The 18,900-nt window shown below is 62.8% G+C and carries 16 protein-coding genes and 1 tRNA gene; 8 read left to right on the forward strand and 9 right to left on the reverse strand.

Going from position 1 to position 18,900, the window contains the following annotated elements:
* Positions 1 to 21: 21 nt before the first annotated feature.
* The 6 genes from infB to NCCP691_RS19295 form a co-directional block, all read right to left on the reverse strand.
* Complete coding sequence (infB, locus tag NCCP691_RS19270) at positions 22 to 2,835, reverse strand: translation initiation factor IF-2 (protein ID WP_220810194.1); 2,814 nt, start codon at positions 2,833 to 2,835, stop codon at positions 22 to 24.
* 44 nt (positions 2,836 to 2,879) lie between these two features.
* A complete protein-coding gene (gene nusA, locus NCCP691_RS19275) occupies positions 2,880 to 4,439 on the reverse strand; it encodes a transcription termination factor NusA (RefSeq protein WP_220810195.1) in 1,560 nt (519 codons plus the stop codon).
* Positions 4,436 to 4,927 carry a ribosome maturation factor RimP gene (gene rimP / locus NCCP691_RS19280; protein WP_220810196.1) on the reverse strand — a complete coding sequence of 164 codons (492 nt, stop codon included), beginning with the start codon at positions 4,925 to 4,927 and terminating at the stop codon, positions 4,436 to 4,438. The genes nusA and rimP overlap by 4 nt, the downstream gene beginning before the upstream one ends.
* 238 nt (positions 4,928 to 5,165) lie before the next feature.
* The gene (gene rluB / locus NCCP691_RS19285; protein ID WP_220810197.1) at positions 5,166 to 6,653 is read right to left on the reverse strand and encodes a 23S rRNA pseudouridine(2605) synthase RluB; all 1,488 of its coding nucleotides are present in this window, start codon (positions 6,651 to 6,653) and stop codon (positions 5,166 to 5,168) included.
* Positions 6,619 to 7,461, reverse strand: coding sequence for an SMC-Scp complex subunit ScpB (gene scpB / locus NCCP691_RS19290; protein ID WP_220810198.1), 843 nt, complete (start codon positions 7,459 to 7,461; stop codon positions 6,619 to 6,621). The genes rluB and scpB overlap by 35 nt, the downstream gene beginning before the upstream one ends.
* A 150-nt stretch (positions 7,462 to 7,611) precedes the next feature.
* Positions 7,612 to 7,688, reverse strand: a tRNA-Met gene (locus NCCP691_RS19295).
* A 116-nt stretch (positions 7,689 to 7,804) separates the two neighbouring features.
* Here NCCP691_RS19295 and NCCP691_RS19300 point away from each other — a divergent pair.
* A complete protein-coding gene (locus tag NCCP691_RS19300) occupies positions 7,805 to 8,380 on the forward strand; it encodes an NUDIX hydrolase (protein ID WP_220810199.1) in 576 nt (191 codons plus the stop codon).
* Positions 8,381 to 8,383: 3 nt separating this feature from the next.
* Here the strand turns inward: NCCP691_RS19300 and NCCP691_RS19305 are convergent, their stop codons facing one another.
* On the reverse strand, positions 8,384 to 9,586 hold the full coding sequence (locus NCCP691_RS19305) for an ammonium transporter (protein WP_220810200.1): 1,203 nt from the start codon (positions 9,584 to 9,586) through the stop codon (positions 8,384 to 8,386).
* Between the two features lie 184 nt (positions 9,587 to 9,770).
* Between NCCP691_RS19305 and aat the strand changes: the two genes are divergently transcribed.
* From aat to NCCP691_RS19325, 4 genes are all read left to right on the forward strand, one after another.
* Complete coding sequence (gene aat, locus NCCP691_RS19310; RefSeq protein ID WP_220810201.1) at positions 9,771 to 10,493, forward strand: leucyl/phenylalanyl-tRNA--protein transferase; 723 nt, start codon at positions 9,771 to 9,773, stop codon at positions 10,491 to 10,493.
* Positions 10,494 to 10,571: 78 nt separating this feature from the next.
* Entirely contained in the window at positions 10,572 to 11,306 is a 735-nt protein-coding gene (locus NCCP691_RS19315; RefSeq protein WP_220810202.1) for an arginyltransferase, read from the forward strand.
* Between the two features lie 84 nt (positions 11,307 to 11,390).
* Positions 11,391 to 12,431 (forward strand): quinone-dependent dihydroorotate dehydrogenase, encoded by a 1,041-nt coding sequence (locus tag NCCP691_RS19320; protein WP_220810203.1) that lies wholly within the window; start codon positions 11,391 to 11,393, stop codon positions 12,429 to 12,431.
* A 32-nt stretch (positions 12,432 to 12,463) separates the two neighbouring features.
* Positions 12,464 to 13,507: an aldo/keto reductase gene (locus tag NCCP691_RS19325; protein WP_220810204.1), complete on the forward strand. Its 1,044-nt coding sequence runs from the start codon at positions 12,464 to 12,466 to the stop codon at positions 13,505 to 13,507.
* Positions 13,508 to 13,574: 67 nt separating this feature from the next.
* On the opposite strand, the gene clpA is transcribed toward NCCP691_RS19325, so the two are convergent.
* Together clpA and clpS are read right to left on the reverse strand one after the other, a co-directional pair.
* Positions 13,575 to 15,872, reverse strand: a complete 2,298-nt coding sequence (clpA, locus tag NCCP691_RS19330) for an ATP-dependent Clp protease ATP-binding subunit ClpA (protein WP_220810205.1) — start codon at positions 15,870 to 15,872, stop codon at positions 13,575 to 13,577.
* Positions 15,869 to 16,177 carry an ATP-dependent Clp protease adapter ClpS gene (clpS, locus tag NCCP691_RS19335; protein ID WP_220810206.1) on the reverse strand — a complete coding sequence of 103 codons (309 nt, stop codon included), beginning with the start codon at positions 16,175 to 16,177 and terminating at the stop codon, positions 15,869 to 15,871. Before clpS ends, clpA begins: the two co-directional genes overlap by 4 nt.
* Before the next feature lie 330 nt (positions 16,178 to 16,507).
* Between clpS and NCCP691_RS19340 the strand changes: the two genes are divergently transcribed.
* The 3 genes from NCCP691_RS19340 to NCCP691_RS19350 all read left to right on the forward strand — a co-directional run bounded on the left by NCCP691_RS19340 (position 16,508) and on the right by NCCP691_RS19350 (position 18,868).
* The gene (locus NCCP691_RS19340; RefSeq protein WP_220810224.1) at positions 16,508 to 16,711 is read left to right on the forward strand and encodes a cold-shock protein; all 204 of its coding nucleotides are present in this window, start codon (positions 16,508 to 16,510) and stop codon (positions 16,709 to 16,711) included.
* Between the two features lie 168 nt (positions 16,712 to 16,879).
* Complete coding sequence (locus NCCP691_RS19345) at positions 16,880 to 18,235, forward strand: cache domain-containing protein (protein WP_220810207.1); 1,356 nt, start codon at positions 16,880 to 16,882, stop codon at positions 18,233 to 18,235.
* A 3-nt stretch (positions 18,236 to 18,238) separates the two neighbouring features.
* Positions 18,239 to 18,868 (forward strand): response regulator, encoded by a 630-nt coding sequence (locus tag NCCP691_RS19350; RefSeq protein WP_220810208.1) that lies wholly within the window; start codon positions 18,239 to 18,241, stop codon positions 18,866 to 18,868.
* Positions 18,869 to 18,900: the final 32 nt, after the last annotated feature.

Genomic DNA, 18,900 nt, shown 5'->3' on the forward strand with positions numbered 1-18,900 from the left:
CCGGCCGCGGACGTCCCCGGATTACAGCGTGCGGGCGACTTCCTGCACCTCGAAGACTTCGAGCTGGTCGCCTTCCTTGATGTCGTTGAAGTTCTTGAGCGACAGGCCGCACTCGAAGCCTGCCTTCACTTCCTTCACGTCATCCTTGAAGCGCTTGAGCGAATCGAGTTCGCCGGTCCAGAGCACGACGTTGTCGCGCAGCAGGCGTACCGAGGCGCCGCGGCGGACCAGGCCGTCGAGCACGTAGCAGCCGGCGATCGAGCCCACCTTGCTGACGTGGAAGACCTGGCGGATTTCGACCAGGCCGAGCGCGGCTTCGCGCTTCTCCGGCGCCAGCATGCCCGACATGGCCGCCTTGATCTCGTCCACCGCATCGTAAATGATGTTGTAGTAGCGGATGTCGATGCCGCTGGTTTCGGCGAGCTTGCGTGCGGACGCATCGGCGCGGACGTTGAAGCCGATGATGACGGCCTTCGACGCCACCGCGAGGTTGACGTCCGACTCGCTGATGCCGCCCACCGCCGCGTGCACGACCTGCACCCGCACTTCGTTGGTGGAGAGCTTCTGCATCGCATGCACGATCGCTTCCTGCGAACCCTGGACGTCGGCCTTGATGATCAGCGGCAGGTTCTTCACCTCGCCCTCGCCCATCTGTTCGAACATGTTTTCCAGCTTCGCCGCCTGCTGCTTGGCCAGCTTGACGTCGCGGAACTTGCCCTGCCTGAACAGCGCAATCTCGCGTGCCTTGCGCTCGTCGGCCATGACCATGACTTCCTCGCCGGCGGCCGGCACCTCGGTCAGACCCTGGATTTCCACCGGAATCGACGGGCCCGCGGTGGCGATGGTCTTGCCGTTCTCGTCCAGCATGGCGCGCACGCGGCCGTAGGACGAGCCTGCGAGCACCACGTCGCCGCGCTTGAGCGTACCCGACTGCACCAGCACCGTCGCGACAGGACCGCGGCCCTTGTCGAGCTTGGCTTCGATGACCAGGCCTTTGGCCAGCGTATCCACCGGCGCGCGCAGCTCCAGCACTTCAGCCTGCAGCAGCACGTTCTCGAGCAGATCGTCGATGCCCTGGCCGGTCTTGGCCGAGACTTCGATGAAAGGCGAGTCGCCGCCGTACTCTTCCGGCACGACCTGTTCGGCCACCAGTTCCTGCTTGACGCGGTCCGGGTTGGCGCCCTGCTTGTCGATCTTGTTGATCGCCACGACGATGGGCACGCCGGCCGCCTTCGCGTGGGCGATCGCTTCCTTCGTCTGGGGCATCACGCCGTCGTCGGCCGCCACCACCAGGATGACGATGTCGGTCGCCTTGGCGCCGCGGGCACGCATCGCGGTAAACGCTTCGTGGCCCGGGGTGTCGAGGAAGGTGATGATGCCGCGCGGCGTTTCGACGTGATAGGCGCCGATGTGCTGCGTGATGCCGCCGGCCTCGCCCGCCGCCACCTTGGCGCGTCGGATCGAATCCAGCAGCGAGGTCTTGCCGTGGTCGACGTGACCCATGACAGTGACCACCGGGGCGCGCGGCAGCAGTTCCGCGTCGGCGTGCTCGCCGGTTTCCTCCAGCATGGCCTCCGGATCGTCGAGCTTGGCGGCCAGCGCCTTGTGGCCCATTTCCTCGACCACGATCATCGCGGTTTCCTGATCCAGGACCTGGTTGATCGTGACCATCTGGCCCAGCTTCATCAGCTGCTTGATCACTTCCGAAGCCTTCACCGCCATCTTGTGCGCCAGTTCGGCCACCGTGATGGTTTCCGGAACATGCACATCGCGCACGATGGCTTCCGTCGGCACCTGGAAGTTGGATTCGCGCTGATCGTCATGGCCGTGCGAGCGACGGCCCTTCGGACCGCCGCGCCAGCCGTCGCGGCCGCCCGGCGCGGGCGTCGCGCCACGCGTCTTGAGGCCGGCGCCGCGCTTCTTGGCGTCGTCCTGCCAGGTCGACGACACATTGGCCGACTTGATCGATTTCTTGTCGCCGGTGACGGGCTTCTTGTCGCCGGGCTTGTCGCCCGGCTTCTTGTCGGCCGGCTTGTGCAGCGTGCCTTCGGCGGCCTTGGCCGCCGGCGCAGGCGCGGGAGCCGGTTCCGGCGCCTTCATCACCTTGCGCGGCTGGCTCATCATCGCCTTGATCTGCGCCACTTCCTCGGCGACCGCACGGCGTGCGCGCTCGGTCGCAGCCGCGCGTTCGGCGGCGGCGCGCGCCTCTTCCTCCGAGGCCTTCTTCTTGGCTTCGTCGGCGGCGCGGCGACGCTCCTCCTCGGCGGCGCTCACCTGTTCCTTTTCGATGCGGGCAGCCTGCTCGGCCGCGGCCCTGGCGGCGGCGGCACGTTCGGCTTCCTCGGCTTCGCGCATGGCCTTGGCCTGGGCTTCCTTCTCGGCTTCGAGGCGGGCAAGCCGTTCCTGCTTCTCGCGCAGTTCCGCCTCCTGGCGCGCCAGCAGTTCTGCCTGGCGGCGGGCTTCCTCCGCGCGACGCTCGAGCTCGGCTTCATCGACTACCGGCGCCGGCGTCGTTTCCTCGGCCGTCGGCTCGTCCCGCTTGATGAAGGTGCGCTTCTTGCGCACTTCCACCTGGATGGTGCGCGACTTGCCAGTGGCGTCGGCCTGCTTGATCTCCGTCGTTTCCTTGCGTGTCAGCGTGATCTTCCGCTTTTCGCCGTCCGGCGCAGCGCCGTGGGAGCGGCGAAGATGATTCAGCAGTTTGTCCTTATCTTCCTTGGACAAGGGGTCGGACGCCGAACTTTTTTCGACGCCGGCAGCGCGCAATTGCGTCAGCAGCAGATCTGCTGGCATCTTCAGTTCGGTGGCAAATTGAGCTACGTTGTTACTCGCCATTCAGTCCTCTTTTCTATGTGACACGACGGATGTTGTTGCGCCGCTTACTTGGCTTCGACCAGTTCGCGCGCCTTGGCCTGCAATGCCCGCGCACGGTCGTCGTACTTGGCATCGATCAGACGCATTTCGTCGTCGGTCACATCCTCAAATTCATTTTCAATCAGTGCTCGCGCACGCTCGACCGGCAGTGCCAGAATGGCGCCGAATTCGTCATACGCAAGGTCTGCAAATCCCTGCAGCGTCTTGATGCCGGAGAGCCCCAGTTTGCCGGCGGTGGTGCGGTCGATACCGTCCAGACCGGACAGCGCTTCCTCCATGCCTTCCAGCCCTTCCTCCGACGCAATCGCCTCGGTCACCAGCGCATCGCGGGCACGGCTGCGCAGTTCGTTGACCGTCTCTTCGTCGAATGCCTCGATATCCAGCATTTCGTTGATCGGCACGTAGGCGATTTCCTCGAGGCTGGAGAAACCTTCCTCCACCAGGATATTGGCGACTTCTTCGTCGACGTCGAGCTTCTCCATGAACAGCGTGCGGATCGCCGCGGTCTCGGCGGCCGCCTTGTCGGCCGACTCCTCGGCCGTCATGATGTTGATCTGCCAGCCGGTCAGCTCGGAAGCGAGGCGCACGTTCTGGCCGCCGCGGCCGATCGCAATCGCCAGGTTTTCCTCATCCACCACCACGTCCATCGCATGCTTCTCTTCATCGACCACGATGGAGGACACGTTGGCCGGCGCCAGCGCGCCGATCACGAACTGCGCCGGATCGTCCGACCACAGAACGATATCCACCCGCTCGCCGCCCAGCTCGGCCGTCACCGCCTGCACACGCGAGCCGCGCATGCCGACGCAGGTGCCGATCGGGTCGATGCGCTTGTCGCTGGTGTAGACGGCGATCTTGGCGCGCACACCCGGGTCGCGGGCCGCCGACTTGATCTGCAGCAGGCCCTGTTCGATCTCGGGAACCTCGAGCTCGAACAGCTTCATGATGAAATCGGGCGCGGTACGCGACAGAATCACCTGGGGTCCGCGCGCATTGCGGTCGATGCGCAGAATGAATGCGCGCACACGGTCGCCAATACGGAGGTTTTCCTTCGGAATCATCTGGTCGCGCGGCAGGCGAGCTTCGATCTTGCCCGATTCGACGATGGCGTCGCCGCGCTCCATGCGCTTGATGGTGCCTGTGACGAGAGCGTCGCCGCGGGCGAGGAAGTCGGCGAGGATCTGCTCGCGCTCGGCGTCGCGGATGCGCTGGAGTACCACCTGCTTGGTGTCCTGCGCAAAGCGTCGGCCGAAGTCGACCGACTCGATCGGCTCTTCAATATAGTCATCGACTTCGATATCCGGGATCTGTTCCCGCGCCTCGAACAGCAGGATCTCCTGGTCGGGCTGCTGCAGCCCTGCCTCGTCCGGCACCACGTGCCAGCGGCGGAAGGATTCGAACTCGCCGGTCTCGCGATCGATCGACACGCGCACATCCACGTCGCCCTCGTAGCGCTTCTTGGTCGCCTGACCGAGCGCGTGTTCGAGTGCTCCGAATACGATTTCCTTATCGACGTTTTTTTCTCGTGCCAGCGCATCGACCAACAACAATACTTCGCGACTCATGCTTTGCGACTCCTAAAGTCCACTTTCGGCACCAGGCGTGCCTTGTCCACGTCGGCGAGCGTGAATTCCAGCATCGCCGGCCCATCTTTTGATTCGAATTCCAGCTTAAGTTGATCGCCCTCGGGCGCGTGCAGCACGCCCTGGAAGGACTTGCGGTTGCCGGCGGCAGCCATCGGCATGCGCAGCTTGACCACCGCCTCCTGGCCGGCGAAGCGCGCGTAATCCGCGACTTTCTTCAGCGGCCGGTCAAGTCCGGGCGAGGACACCTCGAGACGGTCGTAGTCCACGTTCTCGACGGTAAACATGTGCGACAGCTGGTGGCTGACCGCCTCGCAGTCCTCGACGGTGATTGCGCGCGGCTCGCCCGCCGCCGCGTCATACGGCATGTCGATATACACGCGCAGCAGGCCGCGCGCGGCCTGCTCGACATCGACAAGCTCGTAGCCCATGCCGTGCAAGGTCTTTTCAATCAGTTCAGCCAAGCGCAAAACCGTCCTCCGTCGGGCGTCGCCGACGCCCCATTCATGCCATAAACTGCCGAACAAAAAAAAAATGGGCAATTGCCCATCTCTTTTTATGTTCCCTGCGAACCCGGGATTTTTCCCGGCAGGGTCCGCACTGCCGTGCGCAAACCCTAATAACTCTCTAATTATAAACAATTATTTGGCGCATCGCAATCGCGGGAGACGAGTTGCCCCCGCAATTGCGCGCTTGCCGCGCCCTTCGTCAGCCGCGGGCGCGTCGCCGCGGCAAGCCCTGCGGCGCGCCGGCATTCCGGAACATCGCTGCACCGCGCCGAGCCTTTCCGGTGTCGGGGAAGCCGAGCGCGGTCTGGAGCGGATCCGGCTGCCGGCTGCGGGGCGCCTGCTGAGGCTTGCCGCCTCGCCGACCGGTCTCGCCGCGCTCCGGCTGCCCGTTGCGCTCTCCCCGGCCTTTGCCGGCCTGGGCTGCGGGCTTTTCAAGGCCGCTCGCGCTCATCAATTCCCGCACTGCATGCTCGTCCAGCTCTTCCCAGCGACCGCGCTTGAGACTGCTGGGCAGCGTCATCGCGCCATAACGCGTGCGGATGAGGCGGGACACAGTAAGGCCAACCGCCTCGAACATGCGCCGGACCTCGCGGTTGCGTCCCTCGCCGATCACCACCCGGTACCAGCGGTTGACGCCCTCGCCTCCGCCGTCGGCGATCTTCGAAAACTGCGCCGTGCCGTCTTCGAGCTCGACGCCGCTGAGCAGCTTCTGCCGCATCCCTTCCTCGAGCTCGCCAAGGGTACGCACCGCATATTCGCGCTCGATGTTATAGCGCGGATGCATCAGGCGGTTCGCCAGGTCGCCCGAGGTCGTGAACAGCAACAGGCCCTCGGTGTTGAAGTCGAGGCGACCGACCGCCAGCCATTTGCCGGCCTTCATGGTCGGCAGGCGCTCGAAAACGGACGGACGGCCTTCCGGGTCGTCGTGGCTGACGATTTCGCCGGCCGGCTTGTGATACATCAGCACGCGCGGCGGCCGCTTGCTCACCTTGCGATGGATCGGCTTGCCGTTGATCCTGACCTGGTCGGTGGGAAGAATGCGCTGGCCGATGTGCGCCGGTTCGCCGTTCACCGACACGCGGCCGGCGATGATCAGTTCTTCCATGTCGCGGCGCGACCCGAGGCCAGCCTCCGCGAGCACTTTATGCAGCTTCGGCGCATCGTCTTCCGCGGTCAGGTCGCGTCGCACCTGCTTCGGCGCCTGGCGACCCTTGCCGTCGTCCTGGACGGCGCTGTCATAGGCATCCGAAGTCACGAACGCGAAGACATCGTCGGCGCCCTTGCCTTGTGCACGCTGCCCCTTGCCACTGCGCTGCTGCCCGCCCGACGCTTTCTGGTCCGGCTTGCCCTTGGCGCGCTCGCCACGATCGTTGCGATCGCCGCGGTCGTTACGCTTGCGCGCATCTCGCGCAGGGCGCTCTTTCTTGTCGGCGGACGTTTCGCCGCGATTCGCCGATGCTTCTCGCGCCTTGCCGCCCTCCGGCGCCGCGCCGTCGCCCTCGCCCGGCTTGGCGCCGCGGGTCCGGCGCAGGCCGCGGGGGCCGCGCAGACCGCGCTTGGCCGGCTTCTTCTTGCCGTCCTCCGCCGTTACCGGTTCTGCGCCCTGCTGGTCATTTCGGGAAGTGGATTCGACTGCCGCTGCCGCCGACGCGTCACTGTTGGGAGGAAGATTCATTGTTCGAGTCATTGTTTTGCTGGTTGCGCGTCACATCATCCTGCTGCTGCGCATCGGCGGCATGATCCGGGCCGGGTTCGGCGGCGGCAGACGATTCGGGATCGGTGGCGGGTCCGGCAAACGAGTCGGACTCGCCGGTCGCACTGGTCGAAGCTTCAGGCTCATCCTGAGCCGTTTCGGGTTGGGCGGCTGCAGCCGGAACGGCGACCGCAGCATCCTGCGCATCAAGCCGCGTCTGCATCTCGCCTTCGAGCGCCTGCATCTCGGGAAGCAAGCCGCCGGGCACATCATCCTTGCTGACCGACTGCAGCGGCGGCAGCTGATCGAGCGACTTCATGCCGAGGTCGTCCAGGAACTGCTTCGTCGTGGCAAACAGCGCAGGACGGCCGGGCACGTCGCGATGGCCGATGGTTTCAATCCAACCCCGGTCTTCGAGCATCTTGATCGTCTGCGAGTTCACGGTGACGCCGCGGATTTCTTCGATATCGCCGCGGGTGACGGGCTGTCGATAGGCAATGATGGCGAGCGTTTCAAGCGTGGCGCGCGAGTACTTCGGCGGCTTTTCAGGGTTGAGGCGCTCCAGGTATCGCTTCATCTCCGGCCGGCTCTGGAAGCGCCATCCCGTGGAAAGACCGACGATCTCGATCCCCTTGTCAGACCAGTCGTTGCGCAGATCTTCCAGCATGGCCTTGATCGTGTCGGCGCCGACTTCTTCGGCACCATCCTCGACGAACAGCTTCTTCATGTCGTTGATGGACAGCGGCTCGTGGGCACACAGCAAGGCGGTTTCGAGGACTTTTTTCGCCTCAATCGTATTCATTTTTGCTTCTTGTTCTTCACTGACTGAAGTTAACGTCAACGGCAGCATCCCGCTGCGATGCTGCCCGGCTAGAGAAACCCGTTGAAGCTATTCCGGCGCCCGGTTTATTGGAGGAGTGATGAGGGCGGGAATTGATAAGACTCTAAGACTTGGTTGCGGGGGCAGGATTTGAACCTGCGACCTTCGGGTTATGAGCCCGACGAGCTGCCAGACTGCTCCACCCCGCGTCTGAAGAACGAAAGTATATCCTTTATCGTCAGGCAAAGCAAATGCAATTGCGGCGATTGGCAGAGTGATACACTTGCGCTGTCCCTGCACGGCCCCACAAGCCCACGATATCGCCATGAAATTCTGCTCCGAATGCGCGCAACCGGTCTCCCTGCTCATACCGCCCGACGACAACCGGCCCCGGTTTGTCTGCGAACATTGCGGAACGATTCATTATCAGAATCCGAAGATGGTGATCGGCTCGATTCCACTCTGGGATGCGGACGGCGAGAGCCGGGTCCTGCTCTGCCGGCGCGCGATCGAACCCCGATACGGATACTGGACGCTGCCCGCCGGCTTCATGGAAAACGACGAGACCACCGACGAAGCCGCCATGCGGGAGACCATGGAAGAGGCCGGAGCACGCGTCGAACTGCATGAGCTGTTCTCGCTCCTGAACGTTCCGCATGTCCACCAGGTACACATGTTCTACCGGGCCACGCTGCTCGATCTCGACTACAGCGCGGGTGTCGAAAGCCTGGAGGTGCGGCTGTTCTCGGAGTCCGAGATCCCGTGGAACGAGATCGCATTTCCGACCGTCAGCCACACTCTGAAGCAATTCTTCGCCGACCTCAACCGCATCAAGAGCGAGGGCGGGTGCTACCGGCTTCACACCCGCGATCTGCGCAAGCCGATGCGTCAGGACACGTAACCCCTACCAGCTCGTCTCGCGTTCGGCCGTTGCGCTGATCTTGTGTATGGCGAGGTCGGCGCCGTCGAATTCCTGCTCCGGATCGAGTCGGATTCCCACCGCCGCCTTCAGCCCGCCATAGATGAGCGTGCCGCCGATACCGGCGATGAGGACTCCGAGCAGGGTCCCCGCAAGCTGCGACATGAGGGAGACGCCGCCCAGGCCGCCCAGGGCCTGCTGCCCGAAGATGCCGGCCGCGATCCCGCCCCAGACTCCGCACAGCCCGTGCAGGGGCCAGACGCCGAGCACGTCGTCGATCCTCCACTTGTTTTGCGTCAGCGTGAACATCCAGACGAATACGGCCCCCGCAACGCCGCCGGTCACCAGTGCGCCCAGCGGATGCATGAGATCCGAACCGGCGCAGACGGCGACCAGCCCGGCGAGCGGACCGTTATAGGCGAAGCCGGGGTCATTGCGGCCGAGGAGCACCGCGACCAGGGTGCCGCCCACCATCGCCATGAGGGAGTTGAGAGCGACCAGGCCGTTCATCTTCTCCAGTGTCTGGGCGCTCATGACATTGAAGCCGAACCAGCCGACCGCGAGGATCCATGCGCCAAGGGCGAGAAAGGGAATGCTGGAGGGCGGGTGCGCCGCGATGGCGCCATCCTTCGAATACCGGCCGCGGCGCGCACCCAGAAACAGGACCGCCGGCAATGCCGCCCAGCCGCCGACCGCGTGAACCACGACCGATCCCGCAAAGTCGTGAAACTCCGCGCCGAACGTGTCCTTCAGCCAAGCTTGCACGCCGAAGGCCTGGTTCCATGCCATACCCTCGAAGAACGGATAGACCAGGCCGACAAGCAATGCCGTCGCCACCAGCTGCGGGTGGAATTTCGCGCGTTCGGCGATGCCGCCGGAGATGATCGCGGGGATCGCCGCGGCAAAGGTCAGCAGAAAGAAGAACTTCACAAGCTCGAATCCGTTCTTCTGCGACAGCGTGGCGGCATCGGCGAAAAAATCGACGCCATAGGCAATGCCATAGCCGACGAAGAAGTAGGCAATCGTCGAGACGGAAAAATCGACTAAGATTTTGACCAGCGCATTGACCTGGTTCTTCTTGCGAACGGTCCCCAGCTCGAGGAATGCGAAGCCGGCGTGCATGGCGAGAATCATGATCGCGCCAAGCAGAATGAAAAGGGCATCGGCACCGTTTTTAAGCACGTCCATGTGAATGTTCTCCCTGTTTGAGTGCAGCAATGGTTTTGGCGGCGTTCACTGAAGCAATATCCATTCCATTTTGGTGCGATAAGGCAAGTTATTGAATGCAAACAGTATTTTTTAATCTCGCGGACGCGTCGCGCGGCGATGCACTCAAGCCGTGCGCCGGCGCGCGCCAACATGGGGAATTGCGGTGATTCCCTGGCTCGGACCGGACACGCCCTTCCCGCCGGTCTCGTCGGCATTGACCGAGGCCGACGGCGCACCCGGACTGCTCGCCGCGGGCGGCGACCTGTCCCCGGGAAGACTGCTGCAGGCCTACCGCCACGGGATCTTCCCCTGGTTCTCGGAAGGACAACCCGTGCTCTGGTGGAGCACCGATCCTCGCATGGTCCTGTTCACGGAACAGTTTTCCGTCTCGCATAGTCTGAGAAAAGCCCTGAAAAGGACACAGCGCAGCATGACCGGCGACCGCCGGTGGGAGATCCGCTTCGATTCCGCATTCGAGCAGGTCATGCGTGCGTGCGCCGAACCCCGGCGCGGCGCAACGGGCACCTGGATTTCGGAAGAGATCATCGAGGGCTATTGCAGCCTGCACCGGATGGGGCATGCGCATTCGTCGGAGCTGTGGCTCGACGGCGAACTGGTGGGGGGCGCATACGGCGTCTGCATCGGCCGCATGTTCTTCGGCGAGTCCATGTTCGCGCGCGTGTCGGATGCGTCGAAAATCGCGCTGGCCTGGCTCGTGCACTTCCTGCGGACCAACGGCGTTCAGATGATCGACTGCCAGCAGGAGACCAGCCACCTCGCATCGCTGGGGGCAATCCCGATACCGCGGGAAGAATTTCTGGTTCGCCTGCGGCGTGCGATCGCCGAACCGCCGATTACGGACTGGAAGCCGCTTGCCATATTTTGAAGCGCGTACGAAAAGCCACTTCGAGCGGCTGCAAGCAGTGTAAATTACCGTGAAACGTATCTGAGCCGGATGACGAAGATGACGCATCTGAAAGACCTGCCGTTCGAGACCCTGCAGTTCTATGCGACGGCGCCCTATCCTTGCAGTTACCTCGAGGGCCGCCAGGCGCGGTCGCAAGTCGCGACGCCTTCGCATCTGATCAACGCGGACGTCTATTCCGAGCTGGTGCGCAACGGCTTCCGCCGCAGCGGCATCTTCACCTATCGCCCGTATTGCGATGGCTGCCGCGCATGCATCCCGGTCCGCGTGCGGACTGCCGACTTCGCGCCGAACCGCAGCCAGCGGCGCGCCTGGAGCCGGCATCAGGATCTTGCGACCTGGGTCACTACCCTCGCCTACGTCCCCGAACACTACGACCTCTACCTGCGATATCAGTCGGCCAGGCATGCCGGCGGCGGCATGGATCAGGACAGCCGCGATCAGTACGCGCAATTTCTCCTGCAGAGCAAGGTCAACACCCGCCTCGTGGAATTCCGCGACGACGACGGCGCGCTGCGCATGGTCAGCATCATCGATGTCCTGAGCGACGGACTGTCGTCGGTGTACACGTTCTACGACCCGGACGTCGCCGGCGCCTCGTACGGCACCTTCAACATCCAGTGGCAGATCGAACAGGCGCGGCGCCTGAACATGCCCTACGTCTACCTCGGCTATTGGATACGCAACAGCCCCAAAATGGCCTACAAGGTCAACTTCCGCCCCCTGGAAGCGCTTGTGCAGGGCAAGTGGATACCCTGGAACGCCGATCTCTGAGCAGGCCTCTTGGCGTATTGCAAGGGTAGAATAGCGGCTTTCCCGGCGCATGGGCGCCATGCATCAAGTCCATTCCCCCTTCACATGTCCGACTCCCTGTATTCGCTTGCACGTCCGCTGCTGTTTTCACTCGACCCGGAAAACGCTCACAACTTCACACTGCCCGCACTGCGCACCGCCGCGTCGCTGGGGCTGACCGGCGCCTTCGGCAAGCCGGCCGCGGATCCCCGGGAATGCATGGGCCTGCGCTTCGCCAATCCGGTCGGCCTGGCGGCGGGGCTCGACAAGGATGGCGCGTATATCGACGGGCTGGCCGCACTCGGTTTCGGCTTCATCGAGGTCGGCACGGTTACGCCTCGCGCGCAGCCGGGCAATCCCCGCCCCCGCATCTTCCGCCTGCCGCAGGCCAACGCGCTGATCAACCGGATGGGCTTCAATAACGGCGGCGTCGACGCCTTCGTGGCCAACGTGCAGCGCTCGCGCTTCTACGAAAACAAGGAAGGCATTCTCGGCCTCAATATCGGCAAGAACGCCGACACGCCGATCGACAAGGCGGTGGATGACTATCTGCATTGCCTCGAGAAAGTCTATCCGTATGCCAGCTACGTCACGGTCAACATCTCTTCGCCGAACACCAAGAATCTGCGCCAGCTGCAAGGCGCGTCCGAGCTCGACGCCCTGCTTGGCAGCCTGAAGCAGGCGCAGCGCCGTCTCGCCGACGCCCATCGGCGCTACGTCCCGCTTGCCCTGAAGATTGCGCCGGACGTCGATGCCGAACAGACCAAAGAGATCGCCTCCGCCCTGCTCAGGCACCAGATCGACGGCGTCATTGCGACCAACACCACGATCACCCGGGACGCCGTACAAGGCTTGCCGCATGCCGAGGAGACGGGCGGCCTGTCCGGCGCGCCCGTCTTCGCCTTGTCGAACGCGGTGATACGCGGGCTGCGGGCGGAAATCGGCGATGCCCTCCCTATCATCGGCGTGGGGGGCATATTGTCGGGCGAGCATGCCCAGGCCAAGATCGATGCCGGCGCTTCCCTCGTGCAGCTCTACACGGGTCTGATCTACCGCGGCCCGGCGCTTGTGAAGGAGTGCGCGGCAGCGTTGCGCAAATCGCGGTAAAGTTTCGTCAACTTTCACCCGACGACGACGCGATGGACAAGATCACTCTCGGCAACAGCGACCTCCAGGTTTCACGCATCTGCCTGGGCACCATGACATTCGGCGAGCAGAACACCGAAGCCGACGCCCATAGCCAGCTCGACTATGCGCTCGAGCGCGGCATCAACTTCATCGATGCGGCGGAGATGTACCCTGTGATGCCGCGAGCGGAAACCCAGGGGCGCACGGAGCAGTACATCGGCTCGTGGCTGAAGAAGTCCGGCAAGCGGAGCGAAATCGTGCTGGCGACGAAAGCGGCCGGCCCCTCCCGGGGCATAAGCTGGATACGCGACGGCCAGACCGACTTCGACCTGAACAATCTGCGCGCCGCCGTGGACGGCAGCCTGCGCCGTCTGCAAACCGACTGCATCGACCTCTACCAGCTGCACTGGCCGAGCCGCAACGCGCCCATCTTCGGCCAGATCGCGTTCGATCCGGACAAGGAGCGCGCGAGCGTCGCGATCGAGGAAACACTCGAAGCACTCGCCACCCTCGTCAAGGAAGGCAAGATCCGCCACATCGGGGTATCGAACGAGACGCCGTGGGGTGTCGCCGAATTCATCAAGCAGTCGGAGAATCGGGGGCTGCCGCGCATTGCAAGCATTCAGAATGCCTACAACCTCGTCAATCGCAGCTTCGAATCGGGATTGGACGAGACCTGCTACCGCGAGAACGTCGGCCTGCTGGCCTACAGTCCGCTGGCTTTTGGCCAGCTGAGCGGCAAATACCTGGACGCGGCCACGGCGGTGGGCCGCCTGAGCATCTTCCCGCCGACCTGGAGCCCGCGCTACCTGCGCTCCGCGGTCGTCGAGGCGAGCCGGCGTTACGCGGCCCTCGCACGGGAACACGGGATGAGCCCCGCAACACTCGCCCTCGCATGGTGCTATTCGCGCTGGTTTGTCGCCTCCACCATCATAGGCGCCACGAACCTGACCCAGCTCGCGGAAAACCTCGATGCATACGCAGTGCAGATTTCCCCCGACCTGGTCGAGCAGATCAACAAGATCCACCGCGACGTCACCAACCCCGCTCAATAGACTCCGGCAATAAAAAAAGCCCGGAACCGCCTGCGCGGTTCCGGGCCCTTGACCTTCGCAGCCGGAGTTATTCGACCTCGAGCGTCTCTTCCGGAGTGGACGGCGGGGCATCGCCCTCGGCGAAGTCGAGCTTGATCTGCTCCTTGTCGTCGAGGTCGACCGTCACGCGACCGCCATTGACCAGCCTGCCGAACAACAGCTCGTCGGCCAGCGCCTTGCGGATCATGTCCTGAATCAGACGAGACATGGGACGCGCGCCCATCAGCGGATCGAAACCCTTGCGCGCCAGGAAGCGACGCAGGTTCTCGCTGAAGATCGCCTCGACCTTCTTCTCGTGCAACTGCTCTTCCAGCTGCATCAGGAACTTGTCCACCACACGCAGGATGATCTCCTCGTCCAGCGGCCTGAAGCTGATGATGGAATCCAGGCGGTTACGGAATTCCGGCGTGAACATGCGCTTGATGTCCGCCATCTCGTCGCCCGCTTCCTTCTTGTCGGTGAAGCCGATCGAACGCTTCTGCAGGCTTTCCGCGCCCGCATTCGTGGTCATGATGATGATCACGTTGCGGAAATCGGCCTTGCGCCCGTTGTTGTCGGTCAGCGTGCCATGATCCATCACCTGCAGCAGGATATTGAAGATATCCGGATGCGCCTTCTCGATCTCGTCGAGGAGCAGCACCGCGTGCGGTTTCTTGGTGATCGCCTCGGTGAGCAGACCGCCCTGGTCGAAGCCGACGTAGCCCGGAGGCGCGCCGATCAGGCGGCTCACCGCGTGCCGTTCCATGTACTCCGACATGTCGAAGCGGATCAGCTCGATGCCGAGGATGAAGGCAAGCTGCTTCGCCACTTCGGTCTTGCCCACGCCGGTCGGACCGGAGAACAGGAAGGAGCCGATCGGCTTGTCGGTCTTGCCGAGGCCCGCACGCGCCATCTTGATCGCGGATGCGAGCGCCTCGATTGCCGGATCCTGGCCGAACACCACATTCTTCAGGTCGCGGTCGATGGTCTGCAGCTTGGTGCGGTCATCCTGGTTGACGGACTGCGGGGGAATCCGTGCGATCTTCGAAATGATGTCTTCGATCTCGGACTTGCCGATCGTCTTCTTCTGCTTCGACTTCGGCAGAATCCGCTGCGCCGCACCCGCTTCGTCGATCACGTCGATCGCCTTGTCCGGCAAGTGGCGATCATTGATGAAGCGCGCGGCGAGTTCGGCCGCCGAGGTCAGGGCGGAAGCGGAATACTTCACGCCATGATGCTCCTCGAAGCGGGACTTCAGCCCGCGCAGAATCTGCACGGTCTGCTCGACGGTAGGTTCGTTCACATCGATCTTCTGGAATCGCCGCGACAGCGCGTGATCCTTCTCGAACACACCGCGGAACTCGGTATAGGTCGTCGCGCCGATGCACTTGAGCTGGCCGCTCGACAGGGCCGGCTTGAGCAGGTTGGACGCGTCCAGCGTGCCCCCCGATGCGGAGCCCGCGCCGATGATCGTGTGGATCTCGTCGATGAACAGAATACCGTTCGGGTTTTCCTTGAGCTGCTTGAGCACTGCCTTCAGGCGCTGCTCGAAGTCGCCGCGGTACTTGGTGCCCGCCAGCAGCGCGCCCATGTCAAGCGAGTAGACAACCGCATTCTGCAGCACTTCCGGCACATCGCCCTGGGTCACCCGCCAGGCCAGGCCTTCCGCGATCGCCGTCTTGCCGACGCCGGCCTCGCCGACCAGCAGCGGGTTGTTCTTCCGGCGGCGGCAGAGCGTCTGGATCACGCGCTCGACTTCGGCCTCGCGCCCGATCAGCGGGTCGATCTTGCCCTCGGCAGCCATCTTGTTCAGATTCTGCGTGTACTGATCGAGCGGGCTTTCCTTCTGCTGGCCCTCGGCCTGCGCTTCGTCGCTGCCTTCCGGCGCCTTCTGGGAATCCGCCTGCTGATCCTTGCGCACGCCGTGAGAGATGAAGTTCACGACATCGAGGCGGGTCACGCCCTGCTGGTGCAAGTAATACACGGCGTGGGAATCTTTTTCGCCGAAGATCGCGACCAGCACATTGGCGCCGGTGACTTCCTTCTTGCCGTTGGATGCCGACTGCACGTGCATGATCGCTCGCTGGATGACACGCTGGAAGCCGAGCGTCGGCTGCGTATCCACCTCGCTGGTACCCGGTACCGTCGGCGTGTTATCGCTGATGAAGTTGGACAGCGTCTTGCGCAGGTCCTCGATATTGACTGCGCAGGCGCGCAGCACTTCGGCCGCCGACGGATTGTCGAGCAGCGCAAGCAGCAGATGTTCTACGGTGATGAACTCATGGCGAGCCTGACGGGCCTCGACAAAAGCCATGTGCAAACTAACTTCAAGTTCCTGCGCAATCATGCTTCCTCCATCACGCATTGCAGGGGATGTCCTGCCTTTCTCGCGTGGGTTAATACCAATTCTACTTTAGTGGACGCGATATCCTTTGGATAGACGCCGCACATACCTTTGCCGTCTCGATGCACCTTGAGCATGATCTGCGTCGCAGTTTCACGATCCTTGTTGAAGTACTCCTGAATGATTGCAACGACGAACTCCATCGGCGTGTAGTCATCGTTGAGAAGCAAGACCTGGTACATCGGCGGTGGCTTGAGCTTCTGCTCTTGCCTAGCAATTACCGTACCGTTTTCGTGCTGAGTTGCCATTCGTATCTCTGGGACAATTCATTAAGCCGCCCTGGTACCGGGCGCCAACCACATGCCGGGTTGATATTACGCCGATTTTGCCTGTTGCGCAGATGATGCCCCCCGCCCCTTTTTCAAGCATTCTATTCTGCATTTCGCTTGCTAAAACTCAAAAAGTCTGATCGGCCTTCCTTGACTTTTATAATTTTTGCAGGAACAATGGTACTCATTGACATGCTTGGCGTTATGGTATTGTCAATAGAAGTGAGCAGGTTATAAGAGGGGGCAGCGTGTCGCGAGGCTTCTTGCTTTCCGGCTCGTGTGATTAGTTATTAAATGAAAGACGCTTTTATGGCAACAGGTACCGTCAAGTGGTTCAACGACTCCAAGGGCTTTGGATTCATCACTCCGGATGATGGCGGCGAAGATTTGTTCGCACACTTCTCTGCAATCCAGATGCAAGGCTTTAAGACCCTGAAAGAAGGTCAAAAAGTTTCGTTCGAAGTGACCCAGGGCCCGAAGGGTAAGCAAGCTTCGAACATCCAGGCGCCCTAATCATCACGTCGAACAAGCAAGCGCTGCAAGAAACCCCGCAAATGCGGGGTTTTTTTCATCCCGCAGCTTAAAGAATCAACAAGCTTGCGTTGCAGCATTACCGCGATCTCTCGTCCATCCTGGTATCGAACGGGTACCGTACGGCAAATAGCGGTAAAGTAGCGCCCCATGAAGCTGCGACAAAAGATCCTCCTGCTGGCCATCACTCCCCTGATCGTCGCCCTGCTTGCCATCGCCTTCGCGGTCCGCTATCAAGCCGGCCTGCTGGCGCAGCAACAGCGCGTGACGGTGGAAACCGCTTACCTTGCGAGCAAGGAGGCGGAGCTGCGCCATTACGTCGCGCTGGCCAGCAAGTCGATCGCCCATCTTTATGAGGCGGGGCGAAACGATCCCGCCGCCCTCGAAGAAGCGAAAGCGATACTGGCAACACTGGATTACGGCGACGATGGCTACTTTTTCCTGTACGACCTGAACGGCAAGAACCTGGTCCACCCGCGCCAGCCTAACCTCGTCGGCCGGGACCTGTGGGAGTTGCGGGACAAGCAGGGCAGCCCGACCATACAGCGCCTGATCTCCAAGGCGAAAGAAGGCGGCGGCCTGGTCCGCTATCTGTGGGAAAAGCCTTCCTCCGGCAAGGTGGCACCGAAGCTCGGCTATGTCGTCGCGCTCGAGCGCTGGGGCTGGATGCTGGGCACAGGCCTGTATCTGGACGATGTGGACAGCGCCCTGGCCGCCATCGACGCGCAAATCTCCGGAAACATTCAAAGCACGATGCTGTGGATTACAGTAATCGCGATCGCCAGCGCACTGGCGGTTGCACTGTCCGGGCTGGCGCTCAATATCAGCGAATCCAGGGTAGCCGACGCAAAATTGCGCGAACTCGCACAGCGCGTGGTGAGGTCCCAGGAAGACGAACGCGCCCGCCTCTCGCGCGACCTGCATGACGGCATCAGCCAGTGGCTGGTATCGATCAAGCTGCAGGTGGAATCCGGCATCGCGAAGATGACGGCGAGCAGCGGCGGACCCGATCTTGCCCGCGTTTCCTTCGACCGGGCCACCGGCCAGCTCAACGACGTTCTCGGGGAAGTGCGCCGCATCTCTCACGATCTGCGCCCGGCGCTGCTGGACGACCTCGGGCTGGCCGCTGCGCTGGACCATCTTGCCAGGGAGTTCGGGGACAGCACGGGCATCCAGACCAGCTTCAAGGTGACCGGCGACTGCGATGGACTGACCGATGTCGGCAACACAGTGCTGTTCCGCATCGCACAGGAGTCGCTTACGAATATCAAGCGCCACGCCAACGCTTCGTCCGTCATCCTGTCGCTTCATGGGGGACGCCACGCGGTTTCCCTCGCCGTCAGCGACGATGGAATCGGGTTCGATGTCGCAGGGATCGCTCAGCATCCTACCCGCGGCATCGGGTTGCGAAACATGCATGAACGCGCCGGCGCCGTCGGCGGCAAGCTCGAACTCATCTCCTCGCCCCAGGGCACAACCGTTACCGCAACACTGCCAAGAGTCTGACTCATGTCGTCCCCATCCACTGTCCACATTCTGCTCGTCGACGACCACCCGCTGGTCCGCGACGGCCTGCGCGCACGCCTCGAAACCATCCCCCACTTCAACGTGGTGGGCGAAGCGGGCAATGCGGCGGAGGCACTCAAGCATGCCGCCACCCTGAAAATCGACCTGGTCCTCATGGACATCAATCTCGGCGGCATGAACGGGATCGAGCTGACCGGTCGACTGAACAGCCTGCACCCCGAGATCGCAATCCTGATGCTGAGCATGCATGACAAGGCCGAATACGTGATGCAGGCGATCCAGGCCGGCGCCCGTGGCTATGTGCTCAAGGATGCGCCGGCGCAGGACATCATTACTGCGATCGAAACGGTGATATCGGGCGGGATCTATTACAGTGCCGGCCTGGCCAAGCAGCTTGCGCGGCCGGTTTCGCCCGCCCTGCTGCTCACTCCGCGGGAGCGCGAGGTGTTGCAGTGCATCGCGACCGGAAGGTCCAACAAGCACATTGCGCGCGACCTGAACCTCAGCGTGCGCACGGTCGAAACGCATCGCCTCAACATCAAGCGCAAGCTGGGCATAGAGGGCCAGGCGGACCTGATCCGGTTCGCGCTCGAGCAGACGCAGATCCGGTGACGTCCGGCGCGGGCAACAAAAAAGGCCGGATG

This window comes from Noviherbaspirillum aridicola, assembly GCF_019656455.1.
Lineage (GTDB): Bacteria > Pseudomonadota > Gammaproteobacteria > Burkholderiales > Burkholderiaceae_D > Noviherbaspirillum > Noviherbaspirillum aridicola.